Annotated in this window: 18 protein-coding genes; 1 reads left to right on the forward strand and 17 read right to left on the reverse strand. The window is 36.3% G+C overall.

Going from position 1 to position 19,583, the window contains the following annotated elements; translation table 11 throughout:
- Window positions 1–112: 112 nt before the first annotated feature.
- Window positions 113–1,975: a group II intron reverse transcriptase/maturase gene (ltrA, locus tag ID741_RS15290; protein WP_438720592.1), complete on the reverse strand. Its 1,863-nt coding sequence runs from the start codon at window positions 1,973–1,975 to the stop codon at window positions 113–115.
- 929 nt (window positions 1,976–2,904) lie between these two features.
- Here ltrA and ID741_RS15295 point away from each other — a divergent pair.
- Window positions 2,905–4,671, forward strand: a complete 1,767-nt coding sequence (locus ID741_RS15295) for a putative polysaccharide biosynthesis protein (RefSeq protein WP_438720594.1) — start codon at window positions 2,905–2,907, stop codon at window positions 4,669–4,671.
- Between the two features lie 66 nt (window positions 4,672–4,737).
- Here the strand turns inward: ID741_RS15295 and ID741_RS15300 are convergent, their stop codons facing one another.
- From ID741_RS15300 to ID741_RS15375, 16 genes are all read right to left on the reverse strand, one after another.
- Entirely contained in the window at window positions 4,738–4,878 is a 141-nt protein-coding gene (locus ID741_RS15300; protein WP_438720596.1) for a hypothetical protein, read from the reverse strand.
- Window positions 4,879–5,238: 360 nt separating this feature from the next.
- On the reverse strand, window positions 5,239–5,733 hold the full coding sequence (locus ID741_RS15305; RefSeq protein WP_438720598.1) for a YbaK/EbsC family protein: 495 nt from the start codon (window positions 5,731–5,733) through the stop codon (window positions 5,239–5,241).
- Window positions 5,734–5,815: 82 nt separating this feature from the next.
- Window positions 5,816–6,973 carry a trans-sulfuration enzyme family protein gene (locus ID741_RS15310; protein ID WP_438720600.1) on the reverse strand — a complete coding sequence of 386 codons (1,158 nt, stop codon included), beginning with the start codon at window positions 6,971–6,973 and terminating at the stop codon, window positions 5,816–5,818.
- Window positions 6,974–7,081: 108 nt separating this feature from the next.
- Window positions 7,082–8,188 (reverse strand): SLC13 family permease, encoded by a 1,107-nt coding sequence (locus ID741_RS15315; RefSeq protein WP_438720602.1) that lies wholly within the window; start codon window positions 8,186–8,188, stop codon window positions 7,082–7,084.
- Window positions 8,189–8,266: 78 nt separating this feature from the next.
- A complete protein-coding gene (locus ID741_RS15320) occupies window positions 8,267–9,322 on the reverse strand; it encodes an S-methyl-5-thioribose-1-phosphate isomerase (RefSeq protein ID WP_438720604.1) in 1,056 nt (351 codons plus the stop codon).
- Window positions 9,306–10,523, reverse strand: a complete 1,218-nt coding sequence (gene mtnK / locus ID741_RS15325; protein WP_438720606.1) for an S-methyl-5-thioribose kinase — start codon at window positions 10,521–10,523, stop codon at window positions 9,306–9,308. The genes ID741_RS15320 and mtnK overlap by 17 nt, the downstream gene beginning before the upstream one ends.
- 104 nt (window positions 10,524–10,627) lie before the next feature.
- Window positions 10,628–11,611, reverse strand: coding sequence for an LPXTG cell wall anchor domain-containing protein (locus ID741_RS15330; protein ID WP_438720608.1), 984 nt, complete (start codon window positions 11,609–11,611; stop codon window positions 10,628–10,630).
- Between the two features lie 112 nt (window positions 11,612–11,723).
- On the reverse strand, window positions 11,724–12,389 hold the full coding sequence (locus ID741_RS15335; protein ID WP_438720610.1) for a class II aldolase/adducin family protein: 666 nt from the start codon (window positions 12,387–12,389) through the stop codon (window positions 11,724–11,726).
- Between the two features lie 104 nt (window positions 12,390–12,493).
- Complete coding sequence (locus ID741_RS15340) at window positions 12,494–12,772, reverse strand: helix-turn-helix domain-containing protein (RefSeq protein WP_438720612.1); 279 nt, start codon at window positions 12,770–12,772, stop codon at window positions 12,494–12,496.
- Between the two features lie 139 nt (window positions 12,773–12,911).
- The gene (locus tag ID741_RS15345) at window positions 12,912–14,138 is read right to left on the reverse strand and encodes a DUF1015 domain-containing protein (RefSeq protein WP_438720614.1); all 1,227 of its coding nucleotides are present in this window, start codon (window positions 14,136–14,138) and stop codon (window positions 12,912–12,914) included.
- A complete protein-coding gene (locus tag ID741_RS15350; protein ID WP_438720616.1) occupies window positions 14,138–15,322 on the reverse strand; it encodes a 3-phosphoglycerate dehydrogenase family protein in 1,185 nt (394 codons plus the stop codon). Before ID741_RS15350 ends, ID741_RS15345 begins: the two co-directional genes overlap by 1 nt.
- Window positions 15,323–16,405: a 3-phosphoserine/phosphohydroxythreonine transaminase gene (gene serC / locus ID741_RS15355; RefSeq protein ID WP_438720618.1), complete on the reverse strand. Its 1,083-nt coding sequence runs from the start codon at window positions 16,403–16,405 to the stop codon at window positions 15,323–15,325.
- Between the two features lie 117 nt (window positions 16,406–16,522).
- Window positions 16,523–17,296, reverse strand: a complete 774-nt coding sequence (locus ID741_RS15360; protein WP_438720620.1) for an ABC transporter permease — start codon at window positions 17,294–17,296, stop codon at window positions 16,523–16,525.
- Complete coding sequence (locus ID741_RS15365) at window positions 17,289–18,197, reverse strand: ABC transporter ATP-binding protein (protein WP_438720621.1); 909 nt, start codon at window positions 18,195–18,197, stop codon at window positions 17,289–17,291. Before ID741_RS15365 ends, ID741_RS15360 begins: the two co-directional genes overlap by 8 nt.
- Window positions 18,190–18,396 (reverse strand): PLD nuclease N-terminal domain-containing protein, encoded by a 207-nt coding sequence (locus ID741_RS15370; RefSeq protein ID WP_438720622.1) that lies wholly within the window; start codon window positions 18,394–18,396, stop codon window positions 18,190–18,192. Before ID741_RS15370 ends, ID741_RS15365 begins: the two co-directional genes overlap by 8 nt.
- Window positions 18,380–19,486 carry a helix-turn-helix transcriptional regulator gene (locus ID741_RS15375; RefSeq protein ID WP_438720623.1) on the reverse strand — a complete coding sequence of 369 codons (1,107 nt, stop codon included), beginning with the start codon at window positions 19,484–19,486 and terminating at the stop codon, window positions 18,380–18,382. The genes ID741_RS15370 and ID741_RS15375 overlap by 17 nt, the downstream gene beginning before the upstream one ends.
- Between the last annotated feature and the right edge of the window lie 97 nt (window positions 19,487–19,583).

A 19,583-nucleotide genomic window follows, 5' to 3' on the forward strand; every position in this document is an offset into this window, starting at 1 on the left:
GCGATAGGTAATCTTTTGATGTAATCTCCGGATTTTCCCCCGCTCCACACCGTACGTGCGACTTTCACCGCATACGGCGTTCCATCAATGTCTACTAACAGATATCATACAGCTATAGATTCAGCGACAATTCACAATTTTTAGCTTTTTTCCGGAACCGGTTGATTATCTCTAGTTGAGTGCTTGTAATCCTCATTTTGCTTACAAAGATTGAGGCGCTCGTGTTGTCCTCCTCATGAATAAGTTGATGAATGTTCCGATGAATGATAACTAAATTTTGGAAGTCATCTTTTCCACCAAGATTTTTGGGTATAATACGGTGACAGTAAATATCTGCTAGCTCTAAGAACTCTTTTGTTACTCGGCATCTGCCTCGTTGTGAGGAGTACTTAGAGACACGATTATCCCTAAATTCAATACTTTCATCTGGGTTATTTATATTCATAAGTTGGTTGATAATATCTATTGGAAAGGTAAGATACTTGTGTATTAGCACACGTCCTTCGGGCGTGTACTTGCAGACTCCCATCTTGGGCAATGATGTATGGCTATGTTTAACAAATCCTATAGGAATCATAGGATAACCATTAATCCACCTTAACTGCTTCGAACGTGCATAGTTTTTCTTAACGAAATCACTAGGCGAGTGTCCAATTTTCTTAACGTCCAATCGATTTTTAATGATAATCATTATACGTTGATTAATTTTCGGGCAATCCACACTAATGTGGGTAGCCTTTTTATAATATTGATGAATCCCTATCACCATCGAGTTGTACTTAACTAGTTGTTTTTGCAACTCCTCTTTGGTGGGGGTGTGTTGAATTACCTTTATTTGTTTTGCTAGATTGTCTGATACTTTTTCCATGGCTTTAGGGCACATGTGAGTTTCTATGACAAAGGTCTTTCTTTTGCGAACCAACTTCATAGTGAAACCAAGGAACTCAGATTTCTGTTTTTTCAGATTAACCACTTTTGATTTTTCTGTACTAATATCGAGTTTCAGACGTTCTTTTAGCCACGATTTGGTAGCTATAAATATATTGTCTGCATCGCTACGTTTTCTGCAAAAGATTTTGAAGTCGTCGGCGTATCTTACGATAAAAATCTCTTTTAGCTTCGAACCACGTAATGCTCGATATTTGTTACCCTTATTCCAGTAATCCTTATCAGCATGATACCAATCGTAATTATGCCTTGTAGGATGAGTTTCCCATTGTGATGATATCCACCAGTCTAATTCATTTAACACAACATTCGCGAGAAGGGGAGAAAGTATTCCACCTTGTGGAGTTCCTTTCTTAGGGTGTTCAATTCGCCCGTCCTTATGAATGATGGGCGCTTTAAGCATTGCCCTGACAATACCTAAAAGCCACCTATCTTGAACTCCTAATGTCCAGAGCTGTTTGATGAGCTTTGAATGGTTAACATTGTCAAAGAATCCCTCAATATCTATATCTACAACAAAAGTAAGCTTAGACACTTGTGCTAGGCGTACTGCTTGAGCGAATGCATGGTGCACCGATCGATTAGGTCGGAAACCATAATTCTTATCATGAAATTTTGCTTCCATAACAGGCTCTAAGACTTGTAATAGACATTGTTGTACAATTCTGTCCCAGATAGTTGGAATACCAAGTGGGCGAGTTTTCCCGTTTGGTTTTGGGATATCTACTCTTTTAACTGGTTGTGGTTTGTATTCTGAAAATTTGGTTTGCACGATTTTGATAAAATCCGCATTAGGTATTTCTTTTAAATCATCAATGTTTTTGTTATCAACGCCTGGAGATACACTCCCAGAGTTTCCTTTAACATTTCTATACGCTAACAAGATATTTTTCGGCGAGGTTACAATTTCCATAAGGTTATTGAAAATGTGATTATCGCTACTTTCTTTGTATAGATTGTCAAAACTATCAATCATGCCATAATATTCCATATGACGGATTGAATGTGATGCTGATACGTTTTCCATAGCACCGCCTCCCTTCGGGTGTCGGTGTTTATTTTGTCATACTCGATTCTATGGATTGCATCATAACTGCTAGTAAAACTAATTGACTCGTGGCTATCCCTCCACAGCTTGTTATCACTGTTTCACAGGTACTGTGCCACTACTCTCACTAGTGTGAATGAGCTTATTATTCTTCGACTCAACCGCTTCAAGGGAGGTTAGTCCTCCACGTCACTAGCTTTCAACGTTCCAATGATTTTATCCATACATTTACTTTTAGGTGCTCACTCTGAACCTGCGACTTTCCAGTGCCTTTAACACTGCACGGTTATTCATATCTACGATTCTTACTAAACCGCAAATCGCACCCTGTGTCACAATATAAATTTTGTGCGGGTAAGATACATTTCTGCACCCAATCCTATAGATTCGTACATTCGCGAGTTTGTCAGTACAATTGTACATTCTCACCATGAGTAATTTATGGACTCCCGGCCTATAGGTTACACTATCCACCGCTGGACAGCTTTCGATTGCATCAACGCAATTGCGGTAACTCTCAGCCGACTTTACCGAGCTCTTGACAATCCTTATTCTAACCTAAAGAATTGCCAATCGGAGTATTAGAGGGAGCGCTTCAGGACGTTACGCCATCGTTTCACTCCTCAAATCATCAGTTCTCCACAAGAAGAACTTGTGTGCCTAACCTTTTCAGTTAGGAACGTTTCGCACCGTAAAAAGATTTCATATCGATAAAAGCATAATCTCCCCGAGGCTCCAGCTCATATTTAAAATTCATATTCATCACCTCAATAACAGAATACAAACATACGTTCGTTTTGTAAAGAGAACAAACTCTTAAATATTTTCTTTGTTCATTTGATCCTCTATTGTAAGTACTGTCAGAAAAAGTTAAAATAGATAGGAATCTTTTTAGAAAGCTGGTTTATATGACTGAAGAAAATAATTTCGATGAGACGAAAATTTATGATCCGCAAGCCTTTCAAGAACAATTAGAAAAAGCTCAGCAAAGTGAAAAAACAAATTCTCGTGCTGCTCGTCGACAAAAAGAGGAAAAAGCCCCCACCAATTCAAAAAAAACACAAAAACCAACTTCAGCCCAAGGACAAATGGTCCAAAGTACTGCTTGGTTGACGTTTGGAAATATTACATCGCGCTTACTTGGTGCAGTTTATATGATTCCTTGGATCATTTGGCTAGGGTCTGACGCAGATGTCGCCAACGCGCTATTTTCTAAAGGCTATAATATTTATGCTTTATTCTTAATGATATCAACTGCCGGAATTCCTGCTGCGGTAGCTAAACAAACCGCTCGTTATAATTCCATGAATGAATATAAATTAAGTCGTGATTTACTTTTTTACACTTTGCGCTTAATGATGGTCGCGGGTGTTATCTGTACCTTACTGATGTATTTTGGAGCACCGATATTAGCTGAAGGAAATCAAGATTTGATTCCAGTGATGCGCTCTTTGAGTGTTGTCTTACTGATTTTTCCTTCAATGAGTGTTTTACGAGGATTTTTCCAAGGCAATAGCAACATGAAACCCTATGCGTTATCACAAATTGTTGAACAAATTGCTCGGGTAGTCTATCTGTTAGCTGCAACATACCTAATCATGAAAATCGGTAGTGGTGACTATCGTTCAGCTGTTGTCCAATCAACCTTCGCTGCTTTTATCGGGGTTATTTGCGCTTTTGCTGTTTTACTTTATAGTTTATTTAAAAATCGTCGGGCTTATCGTCAAGAAATTTTAGAGAGTGACAATAAAATTTCTTTTTCCGGTCGTCAATTGGTTTGGCAAATGGTTTTACAAGCGGTTCCTTTTATTGTTATCGGTAGTGGAACGAGTATCTTTAAAATCATTGACCAATACACTTTTGAAAATACAATGGCTCTGTTTACCAATTATTCTCCACGAGAACTAACTAGTTTATTTGCATTAGTATCTGCCAATCCAGATAAATTATCGATGGTAGTAATTGCTTTGGGTACAGCATTAGCTACAGCTGGTCTACCTTTAATTACAGAAAAATTTACCCAAAAAGATAAAGCGGGACTGTCTCATTTAGTTTCGAATAATCTACAGTTATTTTTCTTTGTTATGGCGCCGGCAACCTTAGGGATGATTGTCTTATCGTATCCACTAAATACACTATTTTATTGGCCGGATCAGCTAGGTTCAAATTTATTAATTGCTTCTTGTATCTCGGGAATTTTAATGGGGCTTTTCATCGTTACTTCAACGATGCTTCAAGGAATGGATGGCAACAAAGTAACCATGCGTTTATTAGGAATTGCCGTCTTAGTTAAACTAATCACGCAAGTACCGTTAATCTTCTTATTTAAATCCTACGGTCCGTTAATTGCAACTTTTGTTGGTTTATTGGTGGGAAATATGTTTATTATCGACCAAATCCATGTCCGCAGTCAATTTGATTTTAAAGCGACTGCCAAAGGTGTGATAAAAACTTTCGGAATGGCTTTAATCATGGCGGTTGTAGCATTTGTCGTTCGTTTTGGTTTAAGCTTAGTTTTAAGTTCAGATTCCAAAGTTCAATCGATGATTATTATTTTGATTACCGCAGCAGTAGGTGCCTTGGTTTATATCTTATTGGCTTTAAAAACACGGACAGCCGATCAATTATTAGGTAGCCGTGTGGCAGGAATTAGACGTCGGCTAGGAATGAAATAAAAAATGGACAGAAACGAAAATCATTTGATTTTTGTCTCTGTCTATTTTTTTGATTATCTATAAAAATTATTTCCCATAAAATGCTACAAGCTCATATTTCCAGCCAAGTCCCACAACCCAATCACGCTCAGTCCCACTTTGACTGTAATGATGATTGAAGGCAAATTGATTTGGATTGTACAGACGATACAAAGTCAAGAAGTCCATTTCATCCGGGTGCGCCTCACTTAATGGCAAATCGAGCTTTTAGCAGCAGTTAAAGGATGCTTTTTACTACTTTTGACTCCTATTTTTCCCTTCTCTGCCAGCCATACGCAACAGATTAAAAAATCCACGACATCGGTAAATTCTACATGCTTCCCTTTTTAAATAATAACTTTTCAAAATGTCGTGGATTTAAAAATCTATTGAGTAGTATTGAGTCGAGAATTTTTTTAAATGTACCAATCATTTACGTGACATAAAAACTAATAAAAAAATATCAACCGTGACAATTAGGATTCATTTATAAAAAAAGACCGTCAAGAATTAGAATTTCATCTAATCTTGGCGGTCATTTCGCTATTTTTATTCTGGTGATGGCACTTCCACATAGTGAGGTTCCACACCGATTACTTTTAAATATTTCAAAAATTCTTGGAAATTAATTACAATCGTAGCCGTATTTACGTTGGGATGAAAACCTATATTTTTGTTACGATCGATACTTTCATCAATCACTAATTTAATTTTATGTTCTTTATCTTTATATAGTGCCAATGGCGAGACAGATCCTGGCGTCAAATCCAATAATTCTAATAGTCTGTCTGCTGAAGCAAAAGAAAGATTTTTTTCGTCTAACTTTTTCGTTAACGCTTTAAGATTTACTCGTTTTTCTCCTGGACAAATGACAAAATAATAGTTTTCTTTTTTCTTCGCTTTTAGCAGTAAGTTTTTTACTTCGGTCCCATCAGGAATATCAAAATCAATCTCATCCACCGTAAATACTGCTTGGTGTTCAATCACATCGTAAGTTATTCCGTTTGAATCCAACAAATCGTAGACTTCTTGTTCTTTCCCCATACCAACACTTCCTTTTTTTCTTTCTATTGTAGCAAAAAAGCAGCAATTTAACAGATAAATCTGTCAATTACTGCTTAAAATATTAAACTTTTTCTGAAATTTTCACATAGCTTAATGCTTGCATCAAATCCTCAACTAAATCTTCCGTATCTTCAATCCCGACAGATAGACGTAATAGACCATCGGTAACGCCTTGTTTTTCTCGTTCTTCCTTCGGTACACAAGCATGACTCATGGTGACAGGATAAGATAGAATCGATTCTACACCGCCAAGACTTACAGCAGCGATCGGAATTTTTAAATGATCCGCAAAAGTATAAACGGCTTCTTGATTTTCTAATTCAAAGGACATTACTGCTCCGCCACTCGTTGCTTGGTGTTTTTGAATTTCATAGCCTGGATGACTCTTTAAGCCTGGATAATGAACTTTTTTAACAGCCGGATGATTTTCTAATACTTCGGCAATTTTTTCTGCGCTGGATACACTTTGATTCATGCGAATTCCTAAAGTTTTCATACCTCGCATAATTAACCAACAGTCTTCAACACTTAAAATACCACCTAAAACCTTTTGTTGTAGGACAATTTGGTTCGCAAATTCTTCATCGTTTGTGATGACTAACCCAGCGACAACATCAGAATGACCGTTAATAAATTTAGTTGCAGAGTGAATCACGACATCGACACCTAAAGCCAATGGTTTTTGGAATTGTGGCGTCATAAAAGTATTGTCAATAATCGTCATTAAGTGATGATCTTTCGCGATGGCTACAACACCATGAATATCAGTCACACTTAATAATGGATTTGATGGGGTTTCTAAATAAAGGGCCCGCGTGTTTGGTCGAATGGCATGTTCCCATTCAGCTAAGTCTGTTTCATCGACAAAGGTAACTTCAATGCCGAAACGATTCATCACTTCGTTGACTAATTGGAACGTCCCACCGTAGATACTTTTGCACATCACAATGTGATCACCTTGACTGAAACTTAGTAAGACAGCTGAAATGGCCGCCATACCAGATGCATATGCTGTCGCAAAACGTCCATCTTCAATCGCCGCAATCCCTTCTTCTAAAGCGTGTCGAGTTGGGTTGCCAAAGCGTGAATAAGTATAAGGTTGACTATCTCTAATAGATTCTTGTTTAAATGTTGAACATTGGTAAATCGGTATTGAAGATGCTCCCGTAGTTTCATCGAATACTGGGTAGCCGTGGATGTATTTTGTATTGTCTTTCATGATTATTCCCCCTCAGATGGATTGTAACACCTTTGTAAACGTTTTATCTGAATTGTGGAGGAGTCTTCATGAGAATTTTATTTATTTTTCAGTTTATTTCGCCACTTTTTAATGGATAAAAAATAAAATAATGCAGCCGATTGCAATTAGTAAAGAAAAATTCACTAAAGTAAAAATTTTAATGAAACTTTTTTGTTGTTCTGGAGTGTACAATTTAATGATGTTTAAACCAATTAAATTGGCTAAGGAAGCAATCAACGTGCCTAAACCGCCAACGTTTACACCGAGGATTAAAGCTTGATGGTACTGGGTAAATGGCGCCATTAAGAAGGCTGCCGGCACATTTGAAATCACTTGACTCAGAGCGATAGCGATTAAGTAAACTCGTTTTGCTGATGATAAAAGTTGGGCTAAAATATCCCTCACAACTGCTGCTTCAGCGATGTTTCCTACAATTATAAAAAAACAGACAAAAGTGAGTAATAGCAAATAATCGACCCGCTTTAATAAGTCTTTTTGATAGCAAAATACCACTAAAATCAATCCAATAACCGTCCACAGATCCGGTAACAGACCTAAAACGACCAAAATCATGGCACCCATCAAAAGACTAAACAGTAAAACACCCTTTTTATCAATCGTATCATTTTCAGCAACAATTTTAGGCAATGTTTCTTTGGGGATTCGCAAAGTTAGTAAAAATAAAAAAAGACAACTAAGCGCTAATAATCCAGCCATCCATAATAAAAACTGCCCTAATGGCACATGGTAATAATGATATAAATACAAATTCTGCGGATTACCAAATGGGAAAAAACTACTACCCAAGTTCGCCGCAACAACAATCAAAACAGCGCCAAAAATACCGCCTTTAAAGTGCTTCAGTTCAATATATAATTTCAAATAAATCGGTAGCAAAGTCAAAACGGCAACATCATTAGTTAAAAACATTGAGCCAACTAATGACAATAAAACTAATAATTGAATTAGTTGACGATTACTATTTGAATAATCTAACAATTTTTCAGCAAAAAAACGTAAAACACCTAACACTTCAAAGCCTTGAATCACCAACATTAAGCCAAACAAGGTCAAAATAACTTTCCAATCAACAAAGTTCAGACTGAAACGACCGATGAAACTGGCGATTATTGCTAATAAAAATGCCCCACTAAACAAACAATTTTGCTTAATAAATCCCAGTACTTTCCCCACATTCATCCCTCCGCCATTATCATAACTAAAAAAAGACTTGATGAATAGCAAAAGTTCATCAAGTCAAAAATAATTGGATTAATAAAAATCATTCTCTGGTTTTTCTTCATAATAGCTGGCCAAATCATAGGGCGAAAAGAATCCTAGATCTGTTACCACAGCGCCAATTAGTTCTGGTGGCGTTACGTCAAAAGATGGGTAAATCGCTTTTACACCAGCTAAAGTATGTTTAATACCATTTAATTCTAGCACTTGTTGCGGATCCCGCATTTCAATTTTGATATCATGATGATCTTTTTTATCTTCATCTGGAATCCCCGTTACAAAGTAAGGAATACCAAACCGATTAGCTAAAATAGCAATCTGATAAGTACCAACTTTATTAGCAATATGCCCATCTAAGGCAATCGTATCAGCAGCTGATGTAAACAAATCGATTTTCTCGTGAGTCATTAGGTAAGCAATCATATTATCAGAAATAACTGTGGTATCGAAGCCTAGCTCGGCGCAACAAGAAGCCGTTAAACGAGCACCTTGTAAATAGGGGCGTGTTTCTGCACAGTAAAATTTTAAGTTTTTGCCTGTATTTTTAGCGGCTCTTAACAACATACCGACAATCGTTTCACCGTAACATTGGGTTAAAACAGTTCCGTTATTGGGAATTTTTTTAATTAAATGCTCTGCCACTTTGTTCATCGTGAAATAGCGACGATTTAGTGAGTCAATCGTTTGCTGGAAAATTGCTTCAGTCGGATCTTGACCTTCAGCTAAAGTTTGTTTGGCTAACTCTAATGCTTTTTCGGTAATAACCCGCATGCGATTCGCAGTTGTTGGTCTGGCGTTGGCAATTGTTTCGCTGGCCTTTTTCAAAAAAGCGATTCTTTCTTCAGCTGTCAGTTCTTGACTTTGAAAACTTGCTAGAGCCATTCCCATTCCAGCCGCAGTGTAAGGTCCAGCACTTTGTGTCACCATGTCAGTGATGGCTTGTGCGATATCTTGATAAGTTTGACAAGTAACAAAATTAATTTCTCGTGGATATACTCGCCTATCTAAAATTTTAACTACACCATTCTCATACCACGCAACATTTTCATATTGTAATAAAGTCGGCATACCGTTATCTTGTCGTTTCATCTTTTTCCCTCTTTGTAAAGATTGCACTGATTTCTTGTCCATGAGTAATTTTATCACGGTTCATAATTAAATCAGTAGCAAACTGAATTAAAATTCTTTCTGCTGGAATTCTAGCCTTTTCTGGTAATAAACTCAATTCTTTTACCTTAGTATCACCCACGACGCGACGAATGATTTCGGTACCGGCGTAACCTAAACTGTCTGCCATCACTTCAGCCAAATATTGTTCCTTGAAACCTGGTAAAAGATACATCGGTAGTTTTACCTGATCATCGTAAGTATTTGCTATTTTTTCAAAGGTCAAATCAAAGACTTTTTCAATTGATTGCGTCAACCAATGATCAAAATCTTGATCAAAATGACCATCCATCTGATTTAAAATCAGCGGAAAGACTAAATGTGCCAATACATTACCAATGTCATAGCCCATCGGTCCATAAAAAGCAAACTCAGGATCAATTACTTTAATACCTGTATGATTAATAAAAATCGAACCCGTATGCAAATCACCATGAATCAGTGCCTGGCTATTATTCATAAATTGATTTCGTAAGTATGCAACTTCAACCTGCAATGCATCGTTTTGATACAAGTTTTCCATCACAAAATCTTCGTTACCTGCTGTGATAATATTCCGCTTTTTATAATCCCAATAAGGTTCAATTAAGACCAAATCTTCAGAGATATCACTCATTTCGATATTGGTAAAAGCTTTCACCCGCTGTTTTTTCTCATCTCGTGCTAAGACCAAATCGGTGGTCGGCAACAAAACTTCAGCTAAAAACTGACTGATCTCTTGGCTAAATTTAGGAAATATGTTTTTTTCAATCATTTGATAACGCATATTTTGATAATCTGAGATATCTTCCATCGTCAAAGCTGCCATTTTTTCGTGATAGTTGAAAACTGCTGGTACAAATTGTGGCGCCAACTCTCCTTGAATTTTTAAAATATCAGCTTCAATTCGATTGCGAGCTAAATCTAATGGGCGACCTGATGCTCTTAAAAACTTATCGGCCTGCTTCACCACAACTGTTTTTTTAGTTGCTTGATCTATTACTTGATGAACATAGTTAATATTGCCATCGCCAATTTCAGCAACCTCTAAAGTTTTTTTATCAGGAAAAAGTTGCAATTCACTGACAACGAAATCTTTAATGGCTTCATCATCCATCAAAAAATGTGCTTGATAATTTGTCATTTTCAGCCTCCAAAAAAAGTTCTTTTTAAAAATATACGCTCCCAGACAACTTTAGTCAATTTATGCAAAAAAAGCCAGCTGCTAACCAGCTGGCTTTTACTATTTTAATGACGGACTTTTCTAATACCAAAGACCGCTAGCCCCAAAATGAATACGCCAGCAACCGTTAAGAAAACGTTGTTTCTTGTGCCAGTTTTTGGTAATTCAGCCTGAGTAGTCGCTGGTTTAGCTGTTGTTGCAAGATTTTTCACTTCTTCAGTTTTCTTTGGACCGTTATCATAAGGTGCATTACCTTCAGAAGAATCTTGAATCCACCAAGCTACACCAGAAAAGACACTAGAACCACCACCAAATTGTTTCATGTCTATTCCTGAATCTGCCAAATAATTTAAAATATGGATCCATTCAGTTTTCGATAGATTTTTCAGAGAGAAAAAGGTGTTTTCTGGATAAAGTACTTGAACATAATCGTATAACTGATCGACATTTGCCAATAATTCATCGATTGTTTGATATTGATTAGGATTGAAAGTTAAAGCTTTTTCGGCCGCCTCCCAAGAAATCACATGGTCTTTATAAACCATTCGTAATACTCTGACATAGCCGCCCATATCCATTCCAGTAACATCTTGATTGTAACGTTCAAATAATTTCATAGCATTTGCCAACTGTTCATCAGAATAACCAGCTAATTCTTTAGCATCAATCGGATAAGCTGAATCGGTTAATAATTCTCGAATGTAAGCTGGTGTATAATCTTCCACATCTTTAACATCATCTTTTTTAGCATTTTCTTCACTAGAAGTGGTAGATGATTCAGATTTTTCCGATTGCGCAGATTGAGTCGTTTCTTCGATCTGCTCTTTTACTGCATCAGTCGCAGTTGAATCAGTCGTTGCTGTTTTTTCTTTTTCAAGACTATTGCTACTGCTAGTTTCACTATTTATTTCATCTTTGTCTGTAACAATTGCACCATATCCTTTTTGCTCCTGTTGAATGCTAGAATTAGTAACAGATTCTGTAGTATCAGCCATTGCAGCTACGGGAAATGCCAAACTCAATACACAAACTAAAAAAATTTTTTTCATCGTGATCACCTCTTGTAATGTTTTTGTAATATAATTGTAACATAGATAATATATTTGTAAAGTAGTTTTTGCAAAAAAATAGAGATGAAGTTTTTCGCTTCATCTCTTATGCTTATAGTTTTGAAAATTCTTTTTTTGGTTGACCATAGTTGGCAAATTTTTCTTGTGTAATCGCAATATCTTCTGGGCTTAATAATACAGGCCGACCAATTGATTGGGCACGGATTTTTAATTTTGCCAAAAATTCAATATCTTTTGCGACAGAAAAAGCTTCACTGCAACTGTTTCCCACTGCTAAAACGCCATGATTTCCTAGTAAAATGCCTTTATTATTTCCCATCACCCGATAAGCTTCTTCAGCTAAAGCTTGTGTGCCAAACGTTTGGTAGCCACTACATCGCACGCGATCTCCTACAGAAGCAATAATATAATGGAACGGTTCAATATCCTGTTGCAAACAAGCAACCGCCGTCGCATAATCTGAATGGGTATGAACGACACTTTTTATTTCAGGATTATTTTGATAAAAAATAGCATGCATATGATACTCACTAGATGGCTTACATTCTCCTTCTAAAACATTGCCAAAAAGATCCATCAATACGATATCCTCTATTTTTGTCTCATTATAGGCAATCCCACTAGGGGTAATTAACATCGCTGCTTCGTCTGGCACAACAATTGACAGATTACCGCCAGTACCAGTGGTCAATCCTTCAGTCATCATTTTTTTACCAAAATCGACCAACTGCTGTCGCTGCTTCATGTAACGCATCATTTTCAAAACTCCATTCCTCTATATTATTCTCTCAATTAGAATATATGATAGCCTTGTTTTTTAGTCAATTTGAGATGATAAGATAAAGAAAATGCGGTGAGAATTTACCCCAACTTCTTGAAAATCAAAATCGCTGGAATCATCAGAACGACAATAATCATTCCCCGTGCCAACATGATTTGCCACTCTACTGTAATTAATAAAATATCCAAAGAAATGTTATAGATTTCACTTAACTGCACAATACTACTAATGTCTGGATAACTCCGCTGATTTTCCCAACTTGAAATCGTTTGTCGCGTAACTTGTATTTTTTCAGCTAATTTTTCTTGGGTGAACTTTGCTTCCACACGCGCTTGTTTTAATCTGGTTCCAATTTCCATCTGATCGCTCCCTTCGATTGACAAAACCATAGCATTCGATTTTGTAGATTACTAGCTAAATCCCCTTACATCGGGCTTTCTCTGATATAAAAATAGCTTTACATACAAAAAAGCGACGAGAAATCTCATCGCTTTACTGTTATTTCGTTTCTAAATCATGTAAAAATAGACCACTTAATAATTTTGGCTCAAACCATGTTGATTTTGGAGGCATGATTTTTCCAGCGTCTGCCACTGCTAGTAAATCAGACATAGCTGTCGGATACATTGAAAAAGCCAACTGAAACTCACCAGCATCAACTAGTTTTTCTAGCTCATCCGTTCCACGAATCCCACCAACAAAATCAATTCGTTTATCAGTCCGAATGTCTTGAATGTCAAAAATTTCTTGAAACACATGGGCTTGTAAATACGCAACATCTAAGCCTTCCACTGGATCGTCTGCAACTAATTCTGTTTTGATGGTCAAAGTATACCAATCTTGTCCATCATAGTAGGAAATATCGCCAGCTTGTACTGGTTTTTTTACGCCGTTTTTAGTGACTGTAAAATATTGCTCAATCGTTGACCAGAAATTTTCTGGTGGAGCAACCTTTAAAACACGATTGTATTCTAAAATAGCTAATTCATCATCTGGAAAGATAATTGATAAGAAGCGTTCACTTTCAGGTGAATTTTTTCCCTGAGCTCTTTTTTCCAAACCAATTTTTACAGCTGATTCGGTCCGATGATGCCCATCTGCGATATATAATGCCTCAACTTCTTTAAAATCATTTTTTAGTTTTTCAATCGTGGCAGGATCGTCAATTTGCCAAACCTTATGATTCACATCATGGAAACTGGTAAAATCATAAATCGGTGTGTGATTAGCTTGCCAATCTTTTAATAAGTCTTGAATATCAGCTTTTTGACGATAACTTAAGAAAATCGGGCTAGTATTCGCATCGGTGGCACGGATATGGTTCATGCGATCAATTTCTTTTTCATGACGGGTAAATTCATGTTTTTTTATTTTACCAGAAGTATAATCATCGATAGCTGTAGCAGCAACAATCCCAGTTTGACTACGACCATTCATAGTCAGCTGATACAAATAAAAATAATCTTGCTGGTCTTTTTTCAACCACTCTTTGGTTAAAAAATCAGCTAAATTGTCAGCGGCCTTTTGATAAACTTTTTCATCATAGGGCGACAAATTTTCAGGCAAATCAATTTCAGCTTTATCAATATGAAAATAACTATAAGGATTATCTTTAGCCAATTCTCTAGCTTCATTAGAATTTAAGACGTCATAAGGTAAACACGCTACCTGATCCGCTAACTTTTCAGCTGGACGAATGGCTTTAAAAGGTTCGACTCTGACCATTATAAAACCACTCCTTCTTGCTTGATTGTCCGTACGTGGACGATACCAGGATGTTCTTTTAATTTTTTCTCAATCGCTTCGATTTTCGCTTCGTCCTGTTCATCGACATCCACTAAAGTATAAGCAAAATCATCTTTCCCGCGATTCACCATATTATCAATGTTAACATCTAAATCAGCAATGTCAGAAGCAATTAAGCCTAACATATTAGGTACGTTTTTATTGACTACAGTAATCCGGTAAGGTGATTCAAAAGCCATTTCAACATTAGGAAAATTGACTGAACGTTTGATAATACCTGTTTCTAAGAAGCGTTTCAACGTTCGCGCTGCCATCTTGGCACAGTTGATTTCAGCTTCTTCAGTTGATGCACCTAAATGGGGCAGCACGGTAATTTTTTCATGATGTAATAATTTTTCTTCTGCAAAATCAGTCGTAAATCCAGCAATCCGGTCTTCGTTAACTGCATCTAAAATCGCATCAGTATCAATAATTTCGCCACGAGCAAAGTTATATAAATGTGCCGTTTCTTTCATTTGAGCAATTTCTTGAGCGCCGATCATATGGCGAGTGTTTTCGTTTAAAGGCACGTGGACAGTGATAAAATCACAATTTGCCAACACTTCTTTAATACTTTGTGCCCGTTTCACTCTTCTTGAAATGCTCCAAGCTGTATCAACTGACACATAAGGATCATAACCGGTAACTTCCATTCCTAAGCGATAAGCATCATTAGCCACCATTGCCCCGATTGCTCCTAAACCAATTACGCCTAATTTTTTTCCTTCTAATTCGTGACCAGCAAATTGTTTTTTATTTGCTTCGGCTTGTTCTTCAACATCAGATCCACTTAGTGTTTGAATCCATTCAATCCCTTTTACCATTGGACGAACTGAAAGTAATAGAGACGCAATCACTAATTCTTTGACGGCATTGGCATTGGCACCCGGTGTGTTAAAAACTACGATTCCTTTTTCGGTACATTCTTTAACAGGAATATTATTAGTACCAGCTCCAGCGCGAGCAATCGCCACAACTGAATCGGGAAAATCATAATCGTGTAACTTTTTACTTCTTAAAATAATCCCCTCTGGTTTTTCACAATCGTTGATTCCATAATTTTCTTTTTCAAAACGCTCCAGACCTTCTGAAGCAATCGCATTAAATGTTTGAATATGATACATCTATTTCCCTCCGTTTTCAGCTTCGAATTTTTCCATAAATGTCACAAGTTCATTGACACCTTCTACCGGAAAAGCATTGTATAAGCTTGCCCGCATACCACCGACTGAGCGATGACCTTTTAGATTTTCAAAGCCATAAGCTAAGGCTTCTTGATTGAATTTTTTATCCAATTCATCATTACCAGTCACAAAAGGAATATTGGTTAATGAGCGGCTGTCAGCGCGAACTGGACTCTTAAATAATTCTGATGCTTCAATCGCATCATATAAAAGTTTTGATTTGGCTTGATCTTGGGCAGTGATACCAGCAACGCCACCTTGTTCTTGTAACCATTCAAAAACCAATTTGGCAACATAAATAGCGTACGTCGGAGGTGTATTATATAATGAATCATTTTTAGCTAATAAAGTATAATCTAACATCGGCGCTGAGATATCACTTTCACCTAATAAATCATCACGGATAATGACCACCGTTAATCCTGCAGGCCCAATATTTTTTTGCGCACCAGCATAAATCACGCCAAAATCTTCTACATTGTAATCATTAGCCAATATATTTGATGACATATCAGCTACAACTGGTACTTTGCCAAAATTAGGAATACTTTGGTAAGCTGTACCTTCAATTGTATTATTAGTGGTAATGTGCACATAAGCTGCATTCTGATCTACATTTGCAGGTATTTCTGGAATATAAGTAAAGTTTTGATCTTCCGATGAAGCAATTACTTCAACTGTAACATTGTCTAATGCTTCAGCAGCTTGAATCGCTTTTTTTGACCAAGAACCTGTATTTACATAAAGAGCTTTTTTATTTTGAGCGAAATTCAAAGGGATTTTCGTAAATTGTAAGCTTGCTCCCCCTTGTAAAAATAAAACTTGGTAATTTTCTGGAATTTTCATTAAATCTCGCAACAAATTTTCAGCATCATCGATAATAGCTTGAAACCAGGAGGACCGATGACTCAACTCCATCACCGACATACCACTACCTTTGTAATCCAACATTTCGGATTGGGCAGTTTCCAGTACGGGTTTTGGTAAAACAGCTGGGCCAGCAGAAAAATTATAAATTGTCATAATCTCTTTCACTCCTTCTTTAATGTGATTAGAATTATAACAGAAGTACTTAAATGATAAAAGACTAATTTAAATTTAATTTTTCTTTACAAAAAAAAGCCTGGTCCATCACCAAGCTTAATTTCTTCCTAAATTTTTCTTTCGAAAAGTCCATCCAGCTAATATAACTGAGATTAAACTAATCATCAGACACCAAACAATACTCCAATAAAAATCACTCAAATCAACTTTTCCGGTTAATATGGCCATATTATGGCTAGCTAAACTTAAGGGATTGCCTGATTTGAATGCAGGCCAAAAATTTAAGATCAACATCACACCCAAACTCAGTAATAAAACAAACAAACTATTCCATTTGCTGAACATGGTCGAGCCTAACAACAAAATACTAATCAATAAAATGCCAAATAACCAAATTGCTAGAACACTGGGAAATAAATTTTTAACTAATTCAGTGGAAAAATAATATACCGTATATCCCCACGAAATTAAAAAATTCAAGCTGATAGCAACTGTCCATAAAATAATCAGAAACAGGTACTTTCCGATTAAGACACTCCCTCTTCTTAACCCTTTGGTTACTAACGGAATCAATTTACTACTACCAATTTCTTTAGACATCACATCACCAAAACTTAAAATAAAGACGATTAAACCCATTTGCGTCAGATTTTTAAAAAATTGAGTCCAAGCATCAAGTGCTGTTGGTTCTGGTAAATTAATTTGCATATTGGCGGGCATGGCAGTTTTCATAATATCAGGCATCAATTTTGCCAATAGAGGATTCATGATCCCTAGTATCGCAAACACCAATAAAATAATGATTAGCTTTTTCGTACGATAGGATTCAATACTCTCTTTTTTTAGCCAAATAAATGTTTGTCTAATCATTTTTAATTACCTCCAAAAATACATCTTCTAAGGTAGGTGCCATTAAATCCATCTTTTGTGGTAAAATCCCGCTGTTAGACAAGCTACTTAACAATTGTTCTTTCGTTTTTTCAGAGATTAATGGAATGGTTAATGATTTTTTTTCTTGTTGAAATATTATTTGATTCAACTGAAGTTTTTCTGCAATTGTATTTGCTTCATGTTCAGTAGCAAATACTAACTGATAATTAGTACTCGAAAATTGTTGTTTGAGCTTTTGAATATCACCAGTTAGGACTATTTTGCCTTTATCTAAAATGGCTACTTGCTGACAAATTTTTTCAACATCACTTAATATATGAGTTGAAAAAATAACAGTTGTATCTGGTAAGTTACCTAGAATTTCTAATATTTTTTTTCGTCCTAAAGGATCTAACGCTGAAGTCGGTTCATCACAAATCAAAATTTTAGGCCGATTCAGTAATGCTTGGGCTAGTCCTAAACGTTGCTTCATACCGCGAGAAAAGCCGCTTATTAGATGATTATCTACTAAATCCACCAAGGCTAAGGTCTGAGCGATTCGTCGTTTTAATTCTCTGTTTTTAATACCTGTGATTTTCCCACAAAGTTTTAAATATTCTGGAGCCGTTAAATAATCATAAAACTCGGGAACATCTGGTAAATAACCAATTTCTTGATTGCTTTGGTTTTGCCCAAAATGAACTTTCTTGCCAAAGATCTCAATCTTACCACCGTCATTTTTCATTAAACCTAAAATAATTCTCATGGTTGTCGTTTTACCAGCACCATTTTCCCCGACAAAACCAAAAACAGTTCCTTGAGGTATCGTCAAATCCATATGATCTAAGACTTTCTTGCCGTGAAATTGCTTGCTTAAATCACGGATTACCAAGCTATTCATTTTTCTCCTCTTTTCCAATCATAAAGTATATAATCGGGCCGAAGATCGAAATAAATAGAACAACGATCCCCCATAATAATCGGTTACCATAACGAAAACTTGGTTGCTTAACTACTTTAATCAAGGCAATTAAAGCTAGTAATAACTGCAAGATGAGCAACGGAATTAAAAACGGTAAATACTCATTTAGATTTGTCATTTTTTTCACCTCTTAACAAAATTTCTATGACAGCTTTAAATCGGGGTTGCTCCGCTAAGGATTCAAAACTTGGATTAGCAATAACTCCTTGAATCAAATCTTCTTTTACTAGCATCGTATCCCGTGGTGTCTGATCTCCCAGCAGTAAATCATCAAACCAAACATCCACTTTATTAAAGTATCCATTCCCTTTTAAATGAATAGGAAAATTCGTTTGTTCAAACAGTTCCGCAAATTTTTCTAGCTGATTTAAAGTTTTTTCTGGTTGTTCAGCTACGAACATTTGAGCCAAAGACAATCTCAACATCAATACAATCATGGGATGAAAGGTTTCAATCTTAAAAGTCTCTATTAATCCTTCAGCAAAGCCAATCGTCTGATTGATTCTCTCTTTAGACAAGTTAGGCAAAGACAAATAACTACCAAAAATGTTTAATTGAATAATCAAATATTGGTACAAGGTAATTTGTAAAACACTTTCGGCTTCTGCAAAACGACTTTCCCTTTGTAATGCAGCCGCAATTATCATCTCATCGGCATTAATGGTAGGAGCTTTGTCACCAAATAATTCAAAAACTTTACTGGTTTCCCCTCTTTCTATCCAGATGCTACCTAACAACATTTTTGCCTGATTTTTGATGGTCAACTCATCCGTATTTTTAAAAACATGTAACAAATAGCTCAGACATTCCCCTTCAATTTCTGCTGAATCTTCATCTAATACACTTAAATGATTCATCAACAATGACGCCATCGAAAAGACAAAATCGTAACAAGACCAATAACGTTTTATCATTTGACGAATTCGTTGTAAAGTTTCATTAGGTTTTTTTGACAGCTCTTTTTTTAAACGTCGGTAAATATTTTCGATCTCTTTTTTACTTAACTGAGAATAGCCTAGTAAATTATCAATTGATTGGTTGAAATACGAAGCAATCAACGGTAACAAGGTAATATCAGGATAGCTTTGTCCGTTTTCCCATTTTGAAACACTTGCTTTAGTCACATTCAAAAATTCCGCTAATTGTTGCTGAGTAATTTGTTGCTCTTTTCGCAGCTCAAATATTTGTCGTCCGATTTGATTATCCATCTGAATCACTCCTCGCTATAAGTATACGAAGAGTTTTTCAGTAAAACAATCGAGTAATTGTTAACTATTGCTTTAATTTGTCAACCAACACGATACT

Origin of the sequence: Enterococcus sp. AZ103 (assembly GCF_051714685.1) — a bacterium.
GTDB lineage: Bacteria > Bacillota > Bacilli > Lactobacillales > Enterococcaceae > Enterococcus_A > Enterococcus_A alishanensis.

What these genes read in the sequence shown, in the direction of transcription:
- ltrA (WP_438720592.1), bottom strand. Translation starts at nt 1,975, where the DNA reads ATGGAAAACGTATCAGCATCACATTCAATCCGTCATATGGAATATTAT.
- ID741_RS15295 (WP_438720594.1), top strand. Translation starts at nt 2,905, where the DNA reads ATGACTGAAGAAAATAATTTCGATGAGACGAAAATTTATGATCCGCAA.
- ID741_RS15300 (WP_438720596.1), bottom strand. Translation starts at nt 4,878, where the DNA reads ATGGACTTCTTGACTTTGTATCGTCTGTACAATCCAAATCAATTTGCC.
- ID741_RS15305 (WP_438720598.1), bottom strand. Translation starts at nt 5,733, where the DNA reads ATGGGGAAAGAACAAGAAGTCTACGATTTGTTGGATTCAAACGGAATA.
- ID741_RS15310 (WP_438720600.1), bottom strand. Translation starts at nt 6,973, where the DNA reads ATGAAAGACAATACAAAATACATCCACGGCTACCCAGTATTCGATGAA.
- ID741_RS15320 (WP_438720604.1), bottom strand. Translation starts at nt 9,322, where the DNA reads ATGAAACGACAAGATAACGGTATGCCGACTTTATTACAATATGAAAAT.
- mtnK (WP_438720606.1), bottom strand. Translation starts at nt 10,523, where the DNA reads ATGACAAATTATCAAGCACATTTTTTGATGGATGATGAAGCCATTAAA.
- ID741_RS15330 (WP_438720608.1), bottom strand. Translation starts at nt 11,611, where the DNA reads ATGAAAAAAATTTTTTTAGTTTGTGTATTGAGTTTGGCATTTCCCGTA.
- ID741_RS15335 (WP_438720610.1), bottom strand. Translation starts at nt 12,389, where the DNA reads ATGATGCGTTACATGAAGCAGCGACAGCAGTTGGTCGATTTTGGTAAA.
- ID741_RS15340 (WP_438720612.1), bottom strand. Translation starts at nt 12,772, where the DNA reads ATGGAAATTGGAACCAGATTAAAACAAGCGCGTGTGGAAGCAAAGTTC.
- ID741_RS15345 (WP_438720614.1), bottom strand. Translation starts at nt 14,138, where the DNA reads ATGGTCAGAGTCGAACCTTTTAAAGCCATTCGTCCAGCTGAAAAGTTA.
- ID741_RS15350 (WP_438720616.1), bottom strand. Translation starts at nt 15,322, where the DNA reads ATGTATCATATTCAAACATTTAATGCGATTGCTTCAGAAGGTCTGGAG.
- serC (WP_438720618.1), bottom strand. Translation starts at nt 16,405, where the DNA reads ATGACAATTTATAATTTTTCTGCTGGCCCAGCTGTTTTACCAAAACCC.
- ID741_RS15360 (WP_438720620.1), bottom strand. Translation starts at nt 17,296, where the DNA reads ATGATTAGACAAACATTTATTTGGCTAAAAAAAGAGAGTATTGAATCC.
- ID741_RS15365 (WP_438720621.1), bottom strand. Translation starts at nt 18,197, where the DNA reads ATGAATAGCTTGGTAATCCGTGATTTAAGCAAGCAATTTCACGGCAAG.
- ID741_RS15370 (WP_438720622.1), bottom strand. Translation starts at nt 18,396, where the DNA reads ATGACAAATCTAAATGAGTATTTACCGTTTTTAATTCCGTTGCTCATC.
- ID741_RS15375 (WP_438720623.1), bottom strand. Translation starts at nt 19,486, where the DNA reads ATGGATAATCAAATCGGACGACAAATATTTGAGCTGCGAAAAGAGCAA.